Annotated in this window: 18 protein-coding genes; 3 read left to right on the top strand and 15 right to left on the bottom strand. The window is 43.0% G+C overall.

From position 1 onward, the window contains the following. Positions 1-376, top strand: a 376-nt coding sequence (locus tag Q0230_RS06445; RefSeq protein WP_298609032.1) for a TIM barrel protein, incomplete at its 5' end; no start/stop codon positions are given. A 138-nt stretch (positions 377-514) separates the two neighbouring features. On the opposite strand, the gene Q0230_RS06440 is transcribed toward Q0230_RS06445, so the two are convergent. Then, positions 515-1,999: an alpha/beta hydrolase domain-containing protein gene (locus Q0230_RS06440; protein WP_298609031.1), complete on the bottom strand. Its 1,485-nt coding sequence runs from the start codon at positions 1,997-1,999 to the stop codon at positions 515-517. A gap of 15 nt (positions 2,000-2,014) precedes the next feature. Next, entirely contained in the window at positions 2,015-3,004 is a 990-nt protein-coding gene (locus tag Q0230_RS06435) for an alpha/beta hydrolase (RefSeq protein ID WP_298609030.1), read from the bottom strand. 107 nt (positions 3,005-3,111) lie between these two features. Here Q0230_RS06435 and Q0230_RS06430 point away from each other — a divergent pair, with 107 nt between their 5' ends. Continuing rightward, positions 3,112-4,005 (top strand): LysR family transcriptional regulator, encoded by an 894-nt coding sequence (locus Q0230_RS06430; protein ID WP_298609029.1) that lies wholly within the window; start codon positions 3,112-3,114, stop codon positions 4,003-4,005. A gap of 106 nt (positions 4,006-4,111) precedes the next feature. On the opposite strand, the gene Q0230_RS06425 is transcribed toward Q0230_RS06430, so the two are convergent. The 11 genes from Q0230_RS06425 to Q0230_RS06375 form a co-directional block, all read right to left on the bottom strand. Further along, complete coding sequence (locus tag Q0230_RS06425; RefSeq protein ID WP_298609028.1) at positions 4,112-4,717, bottom strand: response regulator; 606 nt, start codon at positions 4,715-4,717, stop codon at positions 4,112-4,114. A gap of 50 nt (positions 4,718-4,767) precedes the next feature. Further along, positions 4,768-5,898 (bottom strand): caspase family protein, encoded by a 1,131-nt coding sequence (locus Q0230_RS06420; protein ID WP_298609027.1) that lies wholly within the window; start codon positions 5,896-5,898, stop codon positions 4,768-4,770. Positions 5,899-5,913: 15 nt separating this feature from the next. After that, entirely contained in the window at positions 5,914-7,824 is a 1,911-nt protein-coding gene (locus Q0230_RS06415) for a GAF domain-containing protein (RefSeq protein WP_298609026.1), read from the bottom strand. A gap of 77 nt (positions 7,825-7,901) precedes the next feature. Next, positions 7,902-10,784 (bottom strand): ATP-binding protein, encoded by a 2,883-nt coding sequence (locus Q0230_RS06410; RefSeq protein ID WP_298609025.1) that lies wholly within the window; start codon positions 10,782-10,784, stop codon positions 7,902-7,904. A gap of 49 nt (positions 10,785-10,833) precedes the next feature. Then, entirely contained in the window at positions 10,834-11,844 is a 1,011-nt protein-coding gene (locus Q0230_RS06405; RefSeq protein ID WP_298609024.1) for a 2Fe-2S iron-sulfur cluster-binding protein, read from the bottom strand. Between the two features lie 47 nt (positions 11,845-11,891). Then, positions 11,892-12,866: an aromatic/alkene monooxygenase hydroxylase subunit beta gene (locus Q0230_RS06400; RefSeq protein WP_298609023.1), complete on the bottom strand. Its 975-nt coding sequence runs from the start codon at positions 12,864-12,866 to the stop codon at positions 11,892-11,894. A 25-nt stretch (positions 12,867-12,891) separates the two neighbouring features. Next, positions 12,892-13,206 (bottom strand): MmoB/DmpM family protein, encoded by a 315-nt coding sequence (locus Q0230_RS06395; RefSeq protein WP_298609022.1) that lies wholly within the window; start codon positions 13,204-13,206, stop codon positions 12,892-12,894. Between the two features lie 10 nt (positions 13,207-13,216). Continuing rightward, on the bottom strand, positions 13,217-13,552 hold the full coding sequence (locus Q0230_RS06390) for a Rieske 2Fe-2S domain-containing protein (protein WP_298609021.1): 336 nt from the start codon (positions 13,550-13,552) through the stop codon (positions 13,217-13,219). 11 nt (positions 13,553-13,563) lie between these two features. Beyond that, complete coding sequence (locus tag Q0230_RS06385) at positions 13,564-13,830, bottom strand: toluene-4-monooxygenase system B family protein (protein ID WP_298609020.1); 267 nt, start codon at positions 13,828-13,830, stop codon at positions 13,564-13,566. A 64-nt stretch (positions 13,831-13,894) separates the two neighbouring features. Then, positions 13,895-15,406: an aromatic/alkene/methane monooxygenase hydroxylase/oxygenase subunit alpha gene (locus tag Q0230_RS06380; RefSeq protein ID WP_298609019.1), complete on the bottom strand. Its 1,512-nt coding sequence runs from the start codon at positions 15,404-15,406 to the stop codon at positions 13,895-13,897. 140 nt (positions 15,407-15,546) lie between these two features. Then, positions 15,547-16,530: an aldo/keto reductase gene (locus Q0230_RS06375; protein ID WP_298609018.1), complete on the bottom strand. Its 984-nt coding sequence runs from the start codon at positions 16,528-16,530 to the stop codon at positions 15,547-15,549. Between the two features lie 93 nt (positions 16,531-16,623). On the opposite strand from Q0230_RS06375, the gene Q0230_RS06370 reads away from it, so the two are divergent. Beyond that, a complete protein-coding gene (locus Q0230_RS06370) occupies positions 16,624-17,517 on the top strand; it encodes a LysR family transcriptional regulator (protein ID WP_298609017.1) in 894 nt (297 codons plus the stop codon). An 83-nt stretch (positions 17,518-17,600) separates the two neighbouring features. On the opposite strand, the gene Q0230_RS06365 is transcribed toward Q0230_RS06370, so the two are convergent. Then, positions 17,601-18,392 carry a 3-methyl-2-oxobutanoate hydroxymethyltransferase gene (locus Q0230_RS06365; RefSeq protein WP_298609016.1) on the bottom strand — a complete coding sequence of 264 codons (792 nt, stop codon included), beginning with the start codon at positions 18,390-18,392 and terminating at the stop codon, positions 17,601-17,603. A gap of 11 nt (positions 18,393-18,403) precedes the next feature. Beyond that, positions 18,404-18,779, bottom strand: a 376-nt coding sequence (locus Q0230_RS06360) for a TIM barrel protein (protein ID WP_298609015.1), incomplete at its 5' end; no start/stop codon positions are given.

Here is an 18,779-nt window from a genome sequence, read left to right as displayed (position 1 = left end):
TGTCACGTTTACGCTGGAAAACCTGAATCTGCCAGTGGATCATCCGGGGGTTCCCTTTGGGCGAGCAGCCGATACTTTAGCCTTAGTTGCGGCGGTGAATCACCCCAATTTACGCCTCAATCTTGATCTATATCATGCGCAAATCGGTGAGGGTAATTTGATTGAACTCTGTCGCCAATCCTTGCCGTGGATTGGGGAGATACAAGTCGCGGATGTGCCTGGGCGGATGCAGCCGGGGACGGGGGAGATTAATTATCGCGGGATTGCGTTGGCGCTAAAAGCGATGGGTTATAGCGGGGCTATTGGGATGGAAGCGTTTGCTAGTGGTGATGCAGAGGAGGCTTTGATGGCGTTTCGGGAGGCTTTTACGGTTTGACTGACTTAGTTCATAAGTACAGGGTTTCTATCTACTCCCAACTAACTTGGTTGGGAGTGTCTAGGATTGTTTTAATATCAACGTCTGTCAGACATTCACACCGTTTTCATTGCATCAAAAATCAGAATATTTTTGCACTTATCTAGCCACATCTGATTTTTCTGCTTCCAATACCGCTGAGTCCTCATCAAGAGGAAGCAGATATCCATTCTTCCTAACCTCTTCCAAAGCAGCCTTGACCTGTGAAACATAGGTTTGATGGTTACCATAGCGTGCCTTCAATTCATCTTTGGTGAAATCACGGTGATGCCCTGCCAAAACGCAACCCAGTGCTTCGCCATTGGGAGCCATATAGGCGGTTGGTACAGAGAATTGCGCTAAGCGTACTCCGCCCAGCACTTTTCCATCAGCATCGCGCATGACTTGCATTTTTGCATCGCGCTGGAATTGTAGGGTCGGTGCGGCTGGCTTACCTGATTCCGCCCATTGGTGAACGCTTTCAATGGCTGCGCTTAATACGAGACCGGTATCCACCTTGCTAAATAGCGGGTTGAGTTTGCAGCCTTGTTGCTCCATCATCTGAGTAAAGTTTAAAAAACCTTTTGGGCTAGGGACAGACTGCTCACGCAACAGTAGGTTATCCACATAGTGTGCCGCGTAGAACGACATGTGTGAGGCTCCCGCTACTTCCCAGATCCGAGTGTACTCAGAGGTGGTCGGCGGTGGAAGGTAACCCGCAAGTGACTCGCTGTTAACACTGATGGCGGGCGTATTCACGTCTGCGCGCATTTGTTGTGCAAGGTCGAGAAACACGAAACCATCGAAGATTTTGTAAAGTGGTTGAATCGTATTGTAGTACAACGACAGACGCATCGCTGACTGCGATTCACCCAGAGCAATAACCTTGCGCACCTTAAGGTCGAACAGCGGTTTCGTTGGTGCGGCGTTATCCTTTAGCGCCTTCGATACTTGGGTCATAATATCCCAAGACAGAGGATCCCCTGGGCAAGCAGTACCTGGTGGGCAATCATCAATCTTTTGACCCGTCTGTGGGTCGCTGTTGCTGGCGGTTACATTTAGATCACCGTAGCGTTTCGGATTCCAAGTCTTGAGCCGATCTACGCCCAAACGCTGAGCAGATACTACCGCTACCGCATAGCCTTCGCGCAGCAGGTAGTTATAGGACTCGGCGAATGCGAAGTCGATGTCCTGCCCCGAGGTTACGTTAATCCACTCGACTACTAAAGTGCCGTTGAATTTATCAGCCTTGGGAGTGCGTACCAGCACACGGGTACGGTAGGGCCAATCACCGTCAATGATTTGACCTGTAGCTTGTGCAGCAGGTAGCACACCACGGTAACGATTTGCCTTACCTTCTGCATAGAATTCACGTTCAGTGTAACCGACTTTAGCCAAATCAATAGCGGCAGCCGTCATTGGTGTACTATCAGGAATATTCACTTCTATTAATTTGGCTGTGGCAATTGGCAAGGGAGTTCCTTCTTGGGCAAATGCCTCCATACCCGACAACAGTATGCCACTCAGTAACAAGGTGGAGATAATCTTTCTAGGGAGTCGCATAAAACCTCGCTTGGCGTGGTTGCTTGTGTTCAGTGTTTGCATGGACAGCTTTCCTATTTAGAGTGTGTTGCCGTAGAACTGGGTCAGCTTTTGCACTGCCTGATTCACATACTCAGGTACCCAATAGGTTTCGATATGAGTAGCACCTTCGATTTTGAATAGTTCTTTATTCTTTGTGCCAGTAGCCTTGGCGAAGGCATCTTCAGTCATATACAGACTATCGGCTCTGCTACCTGCAATCATCAGCAAGGGTTGCTGGATAAGTTCAATCTGGTTGGTAACATCAAAACGCATCAAATCAAGTAAGCTGCTTGAGGTGTATTTAAAAGTCGAGTTGGGGTGTGCGTGCGTTTTCCAGTAATATTCATAACCCTGCCGATATAGGTCAAATGGCAGTTTGGCGATCTGTTCATCGCTCAGATTAGCATCCCCCGAATAGAGTATTTCTCCGCCAGCTACTTCTTGGGCACGAGCCAATGAAGCCTGCTGTAAGCGCTGCTGAATGGTGTCCAATTGTGAATCACCGTAGCCATTGCGACGTACTCGTCCCGAATTAAACATGCTTACCGTTGCGATAGATTTGAAGCGTTTATCAGTCTGCGCCGCCGCTAATGAGTAACCGCCACCACCACAAATACCGAGCAGTCCTAATCGTGCTATATCAACCCCATCATACTGGCTGATAAAGTCAGCCATGCCGTGAATGTCTTCAATACGATGAGAGGGTTTGTCGACGCTGCGTGGCATTCCACCACTGCCCCCTTGATAGGCTGCATCCGCCGTAATGGTGATATAACCCTGCTCGGCTAAATGTTGGGCATACAAACCGGCAACTTGTTCTTTCACCCCACCATTCGGATGAGCCACCACAATAGTTGGGTATTGCTTGCTTGAAGCATAATCGGCTGGGGTATAAACATTGGCTGCAATATCAAGACCCTCTAGCTGATATTGCACAGGATGAATATTGACTTTGCCTTTGACGTTCTCAGTAATGGCACCGTCGTAAACCAGCGTGAACGGATTTTGTTTGTAGTCTGTGGTCATTTTTGATTTCCATAAGGTCACTTTAATAAGTTGTGATCAATATAGGTCAGGCTGATTGATTTATTAATATGCTAAAATCAACAAAGGTTTATGAATGGAATTGATAAATGGTGAATGGCGATTTTAGTGAGCTGGTTGCGTTTATCACGGTGGCACGAGAAAAGAGTTTCACTCGTGCGGCTGCTCAGTTAGGGATTTCGCAATCTGCAATGAGTCATACGATTCGCAGTTTGGAAACACGGCTTGGTGTTCGATTATTGGTTCGTACTACTCGAAGTGTTGCTCCTACTGAAGAAGGCATGCGTTTGATAGAGGCTGTTGCACCAAGGTTGGAAGAAATCAATAACGAACTAGCTGCTTTAAGAGAATTGAAAAATAAACCCAGCGGTTTAATCCGTATCACGACGGCTGAACACGCCTTTAATACGGCGATTTGGCCCCGCCTACAGGTATTTTTACAGGACTATCCTGATATCCGAATTGAAATAAATGTTAATTACGGTATGACGGATATCGTTGCACAACGTTTTCATGCTGGCGTACGTTTAGGCGATGAAGTAGAGAAAGATATGGTAGCGGTACGAATCGGCTCTGATTTACGGATTGCGGTTATAGGCTCACCCGACTATTTTGCGCGCCATCCACCACCACAATCGCCTCAAGATCTTTCCAACCACACCTGTATTAATCTCCAACTACCGACCCTTGATAGCTGTATGGTGTGGGAGTTCGAGAAAAATGGAGACTCCTTAAAGACTCATGTTGAGGGACAATGGACATTCAATATGGGATCTCACGTTCTTCAGGCGGCTGTGGCAGGGTGTGGTTTAGCCTATTTACCTGCTGACATGGCAAAAGAGGAAATCGCCAGTGGCAGGCTAATTTCGGTGCTAGAAGATTGGTGTCAACCTTACTCTGGCTATCACCTTTATTACCCCACAAGTCGTCAATCATCGCCTGCCTTTAAGCTGTTAGTCGATTGTTTGAGATATCGTAATTGATTAATCGGGCTAATATTTTATTTAAAAGAATACTACTCAAAGAAGTAGGTATTTAATGTTTATGAAAGTGTTTTAACGAAAGGCTTATAAGCTGTTAGTAAGATTGCTATTTAAGGCGTTCCACCATTCTTACCAAATCAGGAACACTATTTACCCCCATCTTTTGCATCACATTATGACGGTGTACTTTTACGGTCATTTCAGACACACCTAATTCGGCTGCGGTTTGTTTATTGAGTGAGCCTTTGACCATATACACTAACACTTCTTTTTCACGTAAGGTGAGTGAGCCATAACGACGGCGTATATCGTCTAATTCATGTTGCTGGGCATATGTTTGGCGGGCTTTGTCGAGAGCAGTATGAATGGCGGCTAGTAAGTCCTCATCGCGAAAGGGTTTGGGCAAGAATTCTAAGGCGCCTTGTTTCATAGCACGCACTGCCATTGGAATATCGCCATGTCCAGTAATAAAAATAATCGGCAGGTTTTGCCCTAATTCAATCAATTTGCTTTGTAGCTCTAAGCCATTTAATTCAGGCATGCGAATATCCAAAATTAAACAGGCTACTTTTGATTTATGCTGCTTTGCCAGAAATTCGAGGGCTGAGGCATAGGTTTCCACCGCTAAACCTACCGAGCGGATTAAACTGCTAAGGGCTTCACGGATGGAAAGATCATCATCTACCACATAAACCATTTGATCATGTTGCATGAAATGTCTTCCCTAAAAATCAGGATTTACTTATTAAAAAATTTAATTTTTCAAAAAATATTGAAAATAAAATCTCCATCTATAGGATGTCCTTTTAAAGGTAAATATCTAGGCATTAGAGTTTGTTGATCTTCCTTATGAGGGCTTTCTATAACTTTGTTTTTTAAATCCGCAAATATTTTGTCTAAGTTAATAGTATTTTCATTGACTTCTAAGATATGATAAAGATTTTGTAAAAAAATACTATTATCAGGTGTGTTTTGTATTGCACAACTGGTTAGCGCGATTCGAGATCCACTTTTATGTAGTTCTTCAAAAGTATTTTTGGATATAGCCCTATTAAGTTCTTTTTCTATACCGCCTGAAAAACAAGCATCAACAATTAACAAAACATGTTTGTTCTTTAAGGCATTTAGATAGTTATTGATTTCACAGTTAGCTATCCAACTAGATCGATCATCTTTTTTTGCATCAGATGGAAGCCAATATCCGAAATTTCCGTCTGAATCCCAATCACCATGCCCAGCAAAAAATATTAAAATATTGTCATAATTATTGTAGATTTCTCTTATGTTAATTAACTTATTAATAATGGAGCTGCGAGATGGGTTGGTCATCAGTTCTGTTTTAAAATTATATTTTTCCTCCAGGATTTTTTTTAATTTTTCTGCATCAATAATCGGTTTTTCTAAATCTTCTATTTTTTGGTCTTCATAGGTATTAATGGCAAATAGGAAAGAAAAGTATTTGCCAAAATCATAAGATGATTTGGATAGATCGCTTAGTTCTTTAAGCTTTTGTTCTATTTCTATTAAATAGTTACCGTGTCCTTTTATTACTTGATTTTTAGTGTATTGATTGTAATCTCCATCGGAGATATTTGTTTTTTTAATAATTGCGTTTTTAATGGATTCCTCCTGAAGAGAGTATGCTGAAAAAATAATAAATTTAATGTTAATATTGTTTTTTTGAATATATTCAATTAAATCTATTCCACCATACTCACTTTTATAATCAAGCTTTAAATCTATAAGTGCGCAAAAGATGTTATCATTGTTTTCTAAAATATTTATAGCTGTATCGACATCTTGGCTATAAAGTATTTTATAGTCTCCGTCGAAATAATCTCGTATTTCTTTATGTGTTTCTTTAATGTCATCAACTAAAAGAATTTTTTTCATAAAATATTAATCCAATCATTGAATAATAGGGAGTGATATTATAAAAGAAGAACCATTGGAGGGAGGCACTAAATTTTCTGCATATATGGTACCATTATGTCCTTCTATAATTTCCTTGGTGATAGCCAAGCCTAAACCAGTTCCATAAAGATCAGAGGTGACAAACGGTTCAAAAATATTAATATCCATAGGTAGCCCCGGACCATTGTCAGATATTTTTAGTTCTATCGATGGATGATTATCCGAATTTTTAATAGAGGTTTCTATATTAATAATATGTACTTTATTTATTTCTTTTTTAATATTTTGCTGAAAGACTTTACTTGAATTTTTAATTAGCTCCTGTACAACATCGAACATTTTGTCTTTATCAATACTTATGTCTGGTAGGTTACCTTCGTAGATTTCATTAATTATTAACTCATTTTTTATATAAACTTCTTCGCCTTCGTGTGTTAGGTAACTTTTATTAGGGTTTTTTGTATTGCCATCTTTTATTAAGCTAATAATTTCATGCAAGTAGATGTTAATATTTACTTTTTCTTTGGTAATTGATAAGGGTTTTCCATATCGACTAATGTCGTTAATAGTGTTTTTTATATTTCTACTGGAATCATTTATTATTTTTATATAGTCTAGGAGCTTTTCAACTTTGATTGTTATACTTTTAGTTTCATTGGTGTTAACATTTTTAATTATTTTGAGTAGCATAGCTTCTATATAATCATATCTTAATACCTGATTTTGTAATCTATGCGTTGCTTTTGATGAAATTGCTTTCAGTTGTTTACTATTTTCATCTCGTAACGAGTAGTTTTTGATTGCTAGAGCGATTACATTAGCTATAATCACAGCATGATTTAAATCTTCTTCTGTAAAAAAATTTTCAATATTAATTTTCTTGTTTTCTAATTTTATGAGGCCAAGACATTCATTATTTATTAGTAAAGGGATGGCAATAAGATTTCTAAAGGATCTATTTTCATCCCAAAGAAAACCATCCAATTTCCCCATCCATTTATTTTGATTTTTTAACTTTTCTAAGTCAGCTGGTGAGTCTATTTTTATTGGCTGTTGTGTTTTATATACATTGACTGTTAAGCTTTTGATATCTTCGATTAAATTATAGGATTTTCCAATAATGGTAGACGAAAATCCTTTTGCTTCTTCACATATTAGTTCATTAGGATTTTTAGTATTGATTAGATAAATAGAACAAGCTTCAGCATAAAAATTATCCATCATTCTAGTTAATATATTATTTAGTAATACTTCTCTGCTGTGATTACCAACTACGGAGGCTACTGCACTTGCTAGATCACTAATTAATGTTTTCTGTTGTCTTTCAGAGATTGAGTGTAATCTAGTATTTTCAATGGATAACGATAGAACTAAACTTATCGTTTTTAGGTTATTAAAATCAGAATCACTAAAATGTTTTTCCCCTTTTTTATTTTCTACCTTAATGACACCAGTAATGTTGTCACCAACCTTTAAAGGTACAGCCATAATATTTCGCATGGTATCTTGGTTTTTACCCCAGATATCATCATTATGCTTTTTTGCCCAAGGTAATCCTTCACTTACCAATTTTCCCATATGGTCTCTACTAAGAATATTATAAGGAGTACCAGTTCGGGCAATGTATCCAGTAAAACTTGCTGGCTCCTCACCATTTTTTTCTTTTTTTAAATTATAGCTACTTTTTTTCTTTTTTAAAATTTCACCATAACCAGCTCCTGCTACACATTCAATGGTGTCTAAATCACCTTCTTTTCTTAGAAATATTGAACATACTTCTGCATCAAAAATTACCAAAACCATTTCTATAATTTTATTAAGCAACTCTTCTCGATTAAATTGACCAACTACTGTTTTCGTGACTGTGTCAAGCATTAAGTCCCAACGTACAACTGATTTGTCCATTTTTCCTTCCTTAAAAAATCATTAATGATACTAATTTCTCTAAAGCATAATTTATATTATAGTTGATTTAATCAATTTTACTCATTAGGCAGCGTAAACATAAAACACGCGCCTTTGAGTGATGCATGTTCAAACCATAAGCGCCCACCATGATTTTCAATAATGCTACGACTAATCGCGAGACCCATACCTAAACCTTGTGTTTTAGTCGAAAAGAAGGCATCAAATAGTTTACTTTCAGTACCTGCCTTGATACCTAAACCATTATCTTGCACTGCCACCTGAATACCACCTACGTCCAGTGTTTGCACTGTAATGGTTAAGAGCCGTTTTTGATGGCTTAGCTCGCGCATGGCATCCACTGCATTCATGATTAAATTTAAAATCACCTGTTGTAGTTGTACAGGGTCAGCCATGATGGTGAGGTCTTGTTGTGGGCAGTTGAGGTTGACGGTAATCTCAGCTTCCACCAACGTGTTATTTAGCATTTGCAGCAACTCATCGAGCAGAGGCTTTACTTGAATCAGTTCACGTTTTAAGTCACCAGTACGCAAGAACTTACGAATTCGTGCAATCACGGCACTGGCTAAATTGGCATCACGGTTCACCCGTTTGAGCGCGGCATGCACTTCTTCTAGATCAGGTGTAGGGCGTGATAACCAACGCAAAGCCGCATCGCTATTGGTAATCACTGCGGATAGGGGTTGATTGATTTCGTGGGCAATAGATGCGACCAATTCACCCATTGCGGTAAAGCGCGATACGCGTGTCAGCTCGGTACGAGTGGTTTCTAAGGAGCGTTCGGCTTCCATGCGTAGGCTAATGTCTTCCACAATCACCGCCAGCATCGGTTGGTCATTATTCATCGCAGGAATGCGCGATACACTCACATTAGCCCACAAGTAGTCGCCATTTTTCTTTTCATAACGCTTTTGCAAATGGTAATTAGGGTACTTACCATCAAATAGTTCATAAACATTATTACGCGTTTTGGCACGTAAGGTGGTTTCAGTAATCTCAATAAACGAAATCCCTAAAATCTCTTGCGCGTCATAGCCTAGCATGGTTTGCAAGGCGGGATTGGCTGATAAAATTCTGCCCTCACTATCTGCCAAAGCAATGCCCACCGCAGTATTTTCATATAACCCTAACCAACGTCGCTCGGCGATTTGCAGCGCGGTTAAACTGTGTTGTAAAGATTGACGATTTTCGACTAAATCAGCGGTCAGTTCTAAAATATTGGAGGTTTGCGAATTGAGTTCTTTTTGGAGTAAATCAACGGTGCGTTTGACCGTGACTAGATTACGTACTCGTGCACGTAATTCTTGAGCGGAAAACGGTTTGGTTAAATAGTCCTGTACTAAGTCTTTTAACAGTTTTTCTTTTAACGGTTCATCTGAACGGGCAGATAACACTAATACAGGCATTTTAGGCAAACTGGCTTGTTGTCGTATCGCCCGCACTAAGCGTTCACCGTCCCAAACGGGCATCATGAGATCAGTAATAATCAGATCAGGTGGATTGGCTAAGATGGCTTGAAAGGCGGTCTGACCGTTTTCAGTGAGTGTTACATTGTACTCATCAATCAAGGTTTCATATAAAAAGAAGCGCAAATCAATATTGTCTTCTGCCACTAAAATCTGTGGTTTATCAATACGATTGGCTTGCACAGTTGGTGAGTAAAGCTCATAAGTGGATAGCTCAAGTGTTTCGAGTAAAGTAGGAGCAGGCTTTATTTCAGTACGTACAAACACATTGGGTGGTGCAGATTGGGGCAATTCAACTTGAAAAATCGCTCCACCATTGGGGGCATCTAAGACAATAACCGTACCACCATGTAAATCGACAAACTCTTTAACAATATTCAAGCCTAGACCACTACCGCCCGCGCCAAACTCTTCGCTGCCTTGAGTAAAGCGGTCGAAAATATGCGGCTTAATAGCATCAGGTACACCAATACCACTGTCTTGCACACTAATCAGTACACGATTGGCTGCAATAGCTTCTACCGTACAACTAATGCGCCCTTGTGCAAAGGTGAACTTAAAAGCATTGGATAACAGATTGCTTAAAATGCGCGTGAATTTTGCGCGGTCGACATCAATAGAAAGGGTTTCATCACCACGAATGATAAAATTAATGTGCCGATCTTGAGCGGCTGCGGCGAAGCCTGCGCTAATCTCTTTGACTAATGCCATCAGGGGAGTATGCACATATGCCATTGGCATACGTTGCGCATCAACACGGGCTAAATCAAGTAGATTATTGACCTGTTGATACAGTGATTTAGCATTACGTTGAATCGCAGCCAGACGAAACTGTTCACGTTCTTTGAGGTGTTTGCCTTCTTGGATTAACTGTTCGACTGCGCCCAAGATCAGCGTTAAAGGGGTGCGTAGTTCGTGGCTGACATTAGCAAAGAAATGAGTTTTGTAGCCGTCTAATGCTTTGAGTTTTTCTAATGCGCTTTGTAATTCGCTATTTTTACGCGATAGCTCAGCATTGCTAGCGATTTTTTCAGTGATATTGCGTCCTTCCGGTAATAGAAAAGCGACTTTGCCATTGTCGTCAAAAATCGGTTTGAGTGAGAAATCAATTACTATAGTTTTGTCGCCGTGGCTTTCACCAAATACTTCAAAATCACAACGTACAAACCGCCCCTGACTGGCTTGTTGAATCATGGTTTTGACGTGTTGGCGGCTTTCTTCCGAGACTTCCCACCAACGTGCTAGCCAAAACGGTTTGCCGATGACATCTTGCAGACATAAACCCGCGCCATCTAAGGCAGCTTGATTGATCTCCAACACCATGCCCTTGGTATCAAGCAAACCAAGAAACTGATACATGGAATCGAGAATAATGCGTGCCATTTTTTGGCGGCGTACATCTTCAGCATCGTTGTTTTGTAAGATGACACCACGCACGGAAACGTTAGACACAGTTTGTTTTTGATAGGGCATAGAAATCCTCCTCCTGCGTCTAGCTTAGCACTCACGATCCATCTTTGGTTTAGAAGAAACGGTCAAAATGAATTTGTTCAAACGGCACTTTGTGTTCCAGCATGAGCATTTCTTGCAAGGCTTGTGTCATGGGAGGTGGACCTGCAAAATAAAACTCAAAACTGGCTAAAGCTTCAGGCAATGCTTGCGCCATATACTGATGCACAAAACCGGTTGCACCCGACCAATCGCCGCTACTGTTATCCGACACTACGGGATGATAATGAATGTTGGTGTCGAAGCCTTCCAATGGTGCTAAGAAGCTTTGCCCACACACGTCTTTCGCAGTACGTGCACCATAGAAGAAGTGCAAATGGCGATCTTTTAACATGCCTGCTTGAGCAGCACCGCGTGCAATCGATACCATTGGGGCAAGCCCTGAACCACCCGCAATACACACCAAATCACGCGGAGTATCACGCAAATAACCTAAGCCATACGCGCCATCCAAACCAATTACATCGCCAATTTTTAATTCATCAAATAACACTCGCGTACCTTTGCCATTGGCGACACGGCGAATTTGAAAATGCCATTCGTTTTGCTCATTGCCGATATTCGACATGGAGTAAGCGCGTGGTGAATCCAGATTAGGTAAATCTAATAGCGCGTATTGCCCTGCCAAAAAGTTCGCCTCCCCATTACTTTGAAAACGAAATTCACGAATGTCATGGGTAATATCGCTTATACCGGTCAGCATTGCGCTTTGGCGTTGCGGCTTACGTTGTGGTACGTATTCCGCCGCACTCGGTGCTTTAATGGTGACTTGCCCAAGGGCACGGCACTGGCAAGCCAAATGCCGTCCGCGTTTACGATCACGCTCACTTAACCCTGGCGCTTGTTCCCACAAGGTTTCAATGTCACCGTCTACTAATTCAAATTTGCAAGCACCACAACCACCCGAATTGCATTCGTACGATAAGCCGACACCCGCACGCAGGGCGGCACGCAAAATGGTATCTTCTGGCAATTGCTCAAAACGGCTCTGGTCTTTCGCATTAATAATCACAGCAGGCTGCATAATATCCTCCGCCACTGGGTTTAAGGCTGTGGTGCTTTTAGTTTTAGTTAAAAACCTAATTCGCGAGTCGCTGTTTTGGCGGCTTCCGCTGCATTGGGCACATCCGGCAAGGCTGAGCAATAGGCATCAATCGCTTTGTCTGCCAAGGGTTGCCATTTTTCAATCCATGATTGAATTAGTTCTTTATTGCCTTCGGTTTCTAAAGCCATTTTGGTAAAGGCTGCTAACCAGCGGCGATGACGTGCTACATCCATCAGTTGCGCATCGGTTAATAAACCTAATAACACATCACCATTATGACGTGCTGCTTCACCTAAACGACGCAATACTGCTTCATCGACCGCAGGTTTTGCGATCATATTTAAGACAATAATGGCTTCACCCCAATCCCAGACCGTTAAGACTTTTTCCATCAGTTCACGGAAGCCTTGCCATGCAGAATCTTGTTCCCAATAGTGGCGCTCATCTTGCCCCAAGCCTTTATCAGTAAAGGTTAAGGACAATTCTTTAGTACGGTAAGCGGTGTGACTGAGCCAACGCAAACTGTCTGCCATTTGGAAGTAATGACAGTTAGTAATAGTACTGGCGGGTGAGACTTGTCCGACATAGGCGGAAGCCATTTGCAAAGTGTGGAATAGATAGCGTGCAGGCGTGTATAAACGTGCTAATGTGCCTGCCCAACGCGCATCCAAAGACTTATCGTGTTCACGCTGATTAAACTGATCGAATAAACCAAACACATAGGTTTCTTGACCATCTTGCATCAGATTGTAAGTGCGATAAATCACTTCATCAGGGTCGCGAAACGCATTCCAATCAGCGTGTTTGAGTGCTGTGCCAAAGGTATTTTGCTTATACCATTGGTTCATAAAGAGTTCGGGGGCGAGTTCATACGGTGCATTCGCATCGCGATTATTGTAGTGCAAATTGGTACTGACAATATCGTATTCACTCGGTTTACGACGGCGTGCAGCTAAGTGACTCCAAGTCTTTTGCGGCTTTAATACTTGTACTTCAGACATTTTGCTCTCCTCCTATGCCTGTGCGTTAAACTTTAGTGGTGAAATAAAAGCGCACGGAATCGTCGTGACTTTCAATTTGGCCCGCAAAAGAACTGAGATCGACTTCTAAATCATTCATACGGAAGGGACGACCTAACTCTTCCTCAATGGTGGCTTGGCGCAAAATCATTTCGTGTTCGGCATGAATGCGAATATAAGCACGCTTGTCATCGACAAAAATTTCTTTGTCCGGATTATCAATTTTGGCGGCTTCAATCACCGCTTGGGCTAAATCGCCCGCCCGCATTACAGGCCCTACCCTATTATTGTGATAGGCTTGTGCAGATTTTTGGGTACTCATGGGATCTCCTTTAGCTATGAGCAAACAAGGGTTCGACCCCTTCGGTACTCACTAATACGTCATCACCGTCAATGCGAATCGGGTATTCCGCCAATGCACAATCATCGGGATTAATGCCTTTGCCAGTACACGCATCGAATTGCCATAAATGCGCCCGACAAATCACTTTTTGACCGTCAAACTTACCTTCCGATAAGGCAATATCTTGATGCGGGCAAATGCCTTGAAAAGCTTTAATGTCGCCACCATCTGCACACACTAATAAAATTTCGTGACCATTCACGGTGAAAGGTGCCATTTCACCTTCCCACACATCGTCCACGCTACAGACTTTCTTAAAACTCACGGTGGACTCCTTTACGCGTTCGGGGCTTGCCAAATGATTTCAACAGTTTCGGTTGGTTTGAAACCCGCTTCAGACACTTTCATATTACGTGGTAAAAAATCAGTGTCACCTTGACGGCGCACACGCAGTATTTGGTCTGGGCGGTTACGCACACGCCGTCCCACCGAATGCACTGCCGCCGCCGCAGCTACCTCATCCATAGTGTTTTCAGTGTCCACAGGTACTAATTGCAGTACAAAATCGCCTTCAAAATTAGAGGTCAAAGGAAATAAAGCCATGTATCGAATCTCCGGTTCAAGACACTCAAGTACTTAGGTAAAACTTGAGTGTCGGCAAAGGGTTTTATGCGTTAGCTGCTTTACGCGTTTCGCGTAAGGCACGATAGGTTTCAGCCCATGCGTAATTGTGCGCATCGTCGCCACATTCGCCCGGAGCAATATTCATATACTTCAATGCGCCTTCCAGATTCATCGGTTGAATCATGCCTGCTAAGAAACGATCCACAATGCTCATGTGCCCTGCATAGCGTTCAGGGTCTTGTTGGAAGCACCAACGATCCACTTCAGAACCAAAGTGATACAAGCGACCGTTATAGTCGAGCGGATAATCTTTCACATTCCACTTTTTGCCCGGCACACCTAAAATCGGCAATTGACACATATTGCACACATAAGGCAGGGTTTCGGGGTAGGTTTTTTCCATATTGCCATCGACTACATTGTCGATAAATACATCCCAACATTCGCCCCATGTCTCATTCCAACCGGGGTATTTTTCTTCCAACCATGCGCGTTCTTCTGGGGTTACACCAGCAGCAGGATTCCACCATACAGTCGGACGCCAGAAGTAAGAACCGAGGTGCATACCGTGATGCGTGTCGTTCAATTCTTGTAGGAAAATGTCCCAATACCACGGCAAATCTAAGCCCATGTCGGTCAACGCACGTTCAAATTGCGCAACAATCCATTCTTCCATGAACTCTTTGAACGATTGTTTACGATGCTCTAATGGGGTGTAGTAATCCATGATAGGCCCCGTCAACACTGAGAACAGTTTCCACGCGCCCCACAAAGCAATATCTACCCGTTTTTGTGCTTCGGCTTTTTTGCCATTGGCAATCAGGATTTTGAGGGCAGGGCCACCGATTTGAGCATGGCGTGATTCATCCGTTTGAATCGAAGAAATCAGATTAGCAAAAGTGTGGTCACCTGCTTCTGCCGCATCGGCGGCTAAGCCTAAAAACTGCATATTGGTAAAGCCCGTTTCAAAGCTAAAGGTGAGCATAATGGACACGCTAATCGCATCGCGCGTCATCATAATGTCGTCAAAGAAATGGCGCGCGGCAATCATCGCCCATTCATTAGTGTCATAGGCTTTGAATGCCCAATCCATTTGCCGATCTTTGGACACGTGTTCGTGGGGGAAATAGAGCTGCATTTGTCCGTGACGGATTTCATCCATGCAGCCCAAGGTGGACATATTGCGCATACCTGGGGCTTTGGAAAAACGCATCATACGCGCTTCCGCACTCGCAGCGGCATATTCACCGCGTGCAATCGCACCATAATGCGCTTTCATTACCGATTTCCAGCCTGGATCGGCATTTTCAAAAATACGACTGCGCTCTAGCGCCGCTTTTACCGAATAAGCTCCGGCATCTTTTTCGCGCTGCACTTTGACGTATTCGGGGTAAGTTTGTTTATAAGGCTCGTCGTAAACTTCCCATGCAGTCAGTGGTAAATCGAAATCACCTGATAGGGAAGGCGGGAATAGTTCATCTTCAGTAACGTAGGTGGGTGTCCAGTTGGTCGTGCGGGCTAGGTTATACCATTCCATCCGATTCAATAAAGCCATTGATCTCTCCTCCAGTTTGAAGTGCAAATAAACTTGCACTGCCTCGTGGAGCAAGACCTTAGCAATTAATCAGGAGTGGCGGTATTAGACTATGGTTTAGCTGCGGTGCAGCAATCAGCTTTAAAAAGCTGAGCTACTGATTATGCCCCAACTCCTACCATCCCCGCTTTTGTATAGCGTTCACCTTGAATGGCGTGAGGAGCAAATAGTGTTTCTAAATACCTACAATCCTGCTCAGATAGTTTTAGTTCCAAGGCAGCTACATTCTGTTGTAAGTAGTTAATTTGTTTAGTTCCCGGAATGGGGAGTACATTGGGTTTACTTAATAACCAAGCTAAAGCTACTTGTGCAGGCATAGCGCCTTTGGACTTAGCGAATTCAGCCAGTTGTGCGACTAAACTTTGGTTATGAGCAAAAGCCTTACCTTGAAAGCGTGGGTTCATCCGGCGAAAATCATTTTCGTCTAGTTGCTCAGGCTTAATGCTGGCTGTTAAAAAGGCTCGTCCTAAGGGGCTATAAGCAACAAAACTTATGCCTAAGGTTTGGCATAGGTCTAACATGCCTTGCTCAGGTTCGCGCGTCCATAAAGAGTATTCACTTTGAATGGCGGTCACAGGGTAAATGGAGTGCGCCTGACGCAACGTTTCAGTAGAGACTTCGGATAAACCAATCGCTTTAACTTTACCGGCTTGTACCAATTGTTCCAAGGCTTGCATCATCTCCTCAATGGGAGTCTCAGGATTACGTCGATGACAGTAATAAAGGTCAATATAATCCGTACCCAAACGTTTGAGTGAGGCATCGCAAGCTTGGTGAATATAAGCAGGTGTATTATCAATTCGACGTTCGTAACTTTCTGGGCTGCGCACTAAACCAAATTTAGTCGCAATAACGACTTGTTCACGGGTTTGATGTTTTAACCACTGGCCTAGTAAGGCTTCATTCCGGCCAAATCCATACATATCGGCGGTATCAAAAAAATTGACGCCTAAGTCGAAGGCAGTATTCAACACTGTTAATGAGTTAGCATCATCTGTCGCACCATAGAAATCGGACATTCCCATACAACCTAAGCCAAGTCGGGATACAGAGATAGAGGTTTGACCTAATGGGTAAGTTTGCATGTTTTACTCCTAGTTAAGGTTAAAATTATGCAGTGAATTTTATGGTTTGATAATCTCTACAATCTTGATTGGGTTGATGAGAGAAATTCACTAATGTCTCTACCATCCTTAAATGATTTAGTCGTTTTCCAAACCATAGCGCGGGTAAAAAGTTTCCGCCAAGCTGCTTTAGAGTTGGGTGTTTCTGCTTCAGCACTCAGTCATACCATGCGTCATCTGGAGGAGCAATTGGGTATCCGTTTATTACAACGGACTACTCGTAGTGTGGCTTTAACGCAGGCAGGAGCGATTTTGCTAGAGCAGTTAAATCCTGCTTTTGAGCAAATTGCACAAGCACTCGATCATTTGAATGAGTTTCGGAGTACTCCGCAGGGTAGTCTACGTCTGAATGTGCCAGCCAATGTCGCGCAGGTTTTTCTTGCACCACAACTTAGTGGATTTCTTAAACAATACCCTGAAATACAACTCGAAATAGTGTGTGAGGATGGCTTGGTTGATATTGTTGCAGCTGGTTTTGATGCTGGTATTCGCTTTGAAGAAAGTTTGCAACAAGACATGATTGCCTTGGCTTTAGTGCAAAAACTAGAGTTTCTCGTAGTGGCTGCACCCGATTATCTAGCCCAGCGGGGAATACCCCAGTCACCACAAGCATTAGTTCAGCATGAATGTTTACGTTGGCGTTTTAGCAATGGTGAATCTTATGCTTGGGAGTTTGTGGAAGATGGCCAAATTTCAGAAGTAAGTGTGCGAGGTGGTTTTTCAAGTAATGATTCTATTATGTTATTGGAGGCCGCCCGCCAAGGTTTAGGTTTAGCTTATTTGTTTAAGGCTCAAGTAGAACAGGATTTACAAGAAGGGAGGCTAGTTTCTGTGTTAGCTGAGTACTGCCCAAAAAATTTCAATTTGTTTTTGTATTATCCGAGTCGCAAACAGCAGTCCACCTGCTTAAAGGCATTTATCGATTACTGGAGCAACTTGAATTTATGAGGCTTAAGTTTGTTGGTGATTTACTCAACTATTAGCCTCAGTAAGGTGGTTACAAAAATAATAGCCTCACTCAGTCACACTGTTTAACTCTCTAAGCGTGCCAAAAACGCCTCAAATTCCACATCCGCCACCGGCACAGTATGCTCAGCTGCTGGATAAATCCCATTATCCACGTCCGCAATAAATTCTTTAAACGCTGCCACGCGTTCAGCTTGCAAGCGCTCATACTCGGCGCGGAAATTGCGATAAGTTTTCGCATGGCGCGGGCGATGACCACGGGTATAACCTAATACATCTTCGGCAAATAGATATTGTGCATCGCCACCTGAACCTGCACCCATTGAGAGCATCAGCATTTTGGTGCGTTTGGAAATTTCAGCAGCAACGCGATCTGGAACAACTTCTAATTCAGCAGCAATTGCGCCGGCAGCCTCTAAATCTTTCACTTGTTTGTAGACCAACATCGCGGAATCAGCGGTTTTGCCCACCGCTTTAAAGCCGCCTGTCCATGTGGCTTTGGAGGGAATCAAACCCGCATGCCCGACAATCGGAATACCTTCGTTCGTGAGTTTATGGATAGTATCGAGGCTCGCGGCGCAATAGCAGCAATCGCCACCTAATTGCATCACGCGATGCGCTGCACGTAGATAATCTTCATAAGTACAGAGCTTGCCGTACAACAGCCCCACCTGCACAAAGCAATTGCCCGCTGCTTCACGCATCTGTGGCGTCCATACAGGGTCAATAATCGAGAGCATATCAATGCCCGCTTCATTCGCCGCTGCCGCTTCTTCAACGGTATCGACAAACAGCATTTTAATCTGGCGCTTGCCCTTGAGGGCTAACATATCGGCAACCGTGGGACGCTTATTCATGATGATTTCTCTCAGACACTAAAGATTTGGCGGAATTGTTCAAGGGCTGGTTCGGGATCACCGCTGGCAAACGCTTCCATCCCAATAGCCCCGCTATAACCCACCGCTTTCAAAGCTAAAGCAATCCCGCGATAATTAATCTCCCCCGTCCCTGGTTGCATCCGCCCCGGCACATCTGCAACTTGTATTTCTCCAATCCACGGCAAGGATTTGCGGCACAATTCAATCAAATTCCCCTCACCGATTTGCGCATGATATAGATCAAGATTGAGGCGCAAATTGGGGTGATTTACCGCTGAAACTAAAGCCAAGGTATCTTCCGCGCGTCCAAAAGGTACACCCGGATGATCCACTGGCAAATTGAGATTTTCGAGGGTAAAGGTAACG

Origin of the sequence: uncultured Thiothrix sp., from assembly GCF_937876535.1 — a bacterium.
Lineage (GTDB): Bacteria > Pseudomonadota > Gammaproteobacteria > Thiotrichales > Thiotrichaceae > Thiolinea.
Note: the sequence above shows the minus strand (reverse complement) of the source record. Positions and strands in the feature narration are given on the sequence as shown.

What these genes read in the sequence shown, in the direction of transcription:
- Q0230_RS06440 (WP_298609031.1), bottom strand. Translation starts at nt 1,999, where the DNA reads ATGCAAACACTGAACACAAGCAACCACGCCAAGCGAGGTTTTATGCGA.
- Q0230_RS06435 (WP_298609030.1), bottom strand. Translation starts at nt 3,004, where the DNA reads ATGACCACAGACTACAAACAAAATCCGTTCACGCTGGTTTACGACGGT.
- Q0230_RS06430 (WP_298609029.1), top strand. Translation starts at nt 3,112, where the DNA reads ATGGTGAATGGCGATTTTAGTGAGCTGGTTGCGTTTATCACGGTGGCA.
- Q0230_RS06425 (WP_298609028.1), bottom strand. Translation starts at nt 4,717, where the DNA reads ATGCAACATGATCAAATGGTTTATGTGGTAGATGATGATCTTTCCATC.
- Q0230_RS06420 (WP_298609027.1), bottom strand. Translation starts at nt 5,898, where the DNA reads ATGAAAAAAATTCTTTTAGTTGATGACATTAAAGAAACACATAAAGAA.
- Q0230_RS06415 (WP_298609026.1), bottom strand. Translation starts at nt 7,824, where the DNA reads ATGGACAAATCAGTTGTACGTTGGGACTTAATGCTTGACACAGTCACG.
- Q0230_RS06410 (WP_298609025.1), bottom strand. Translation starts at nt 10,784, where the DNA reads ATGCCCTATCAAAAACAAACTGTGTCTAACGTTTCCGTGCGTGGTGTC.
- Q0230_RS06405 (WP_298609024.1), bottom strand. Translation starts at nt 11,844, where the DNA reads ATGCAGCCTGCTGTGATTATTAATGCGAAAGACCAGAGCCGTTTTGAG.
- Q0230_RS06400 (WP_298609023.1), bottom strand. Translation starts at nt 12,866, where the DNA reads ATGTCTGAAGTACAAGTATTAAAGCCGCAAAAGACTTGGAGTCACTTA.
- Q0230_RS06395 (WP_298609022.1), bottom strand. Translation starts at nt 13,206, where the DNA reads ATGAGTACCCAAAAATCTGCACAAGCCTATCACAATAATAGGGTAGGG.
- Q0230_RS06385 (WP_298609020.1), bottom strand. Translation starts at nt 13,830, where the DNA reads ATGGCTTTATTTCCTTTGACCTCTAATTTTGAAGGCGATTTTGTACTG.
- Q0230_RS06380 (WP_298609019.1), bottom strand. Translation starts at nt 15,406, where the DNA reads ATGGCTTTATTGAATCGGATGGAATGGTATAACCTAGCCCGCACGACC.
- Q0230_RS06375 (WP_298609018.1), bottom strand. Translation starts at nt 16,530, where the DNA reads ATGCAAACTTACCCATTAGGTCAAACCTCTATCTCTGTATCCCGACTT.
- Q0230_RS06370 (WP_298609017.1), top strand. Translation starts at nt 16,624, where the DNA reads ATGTCTCTACCATCCTTAAATGATTTAGTCGTTTTCCAAACCATAGCG.
- Q0230_RS06365 (WP_298609016.1), bottom strand. Translation starts at nt 18,392, where the DNA reads ATGAATAAGCGTCCCACGGTTGCCGATATGTTAGCCCTCAAGGGCAAG.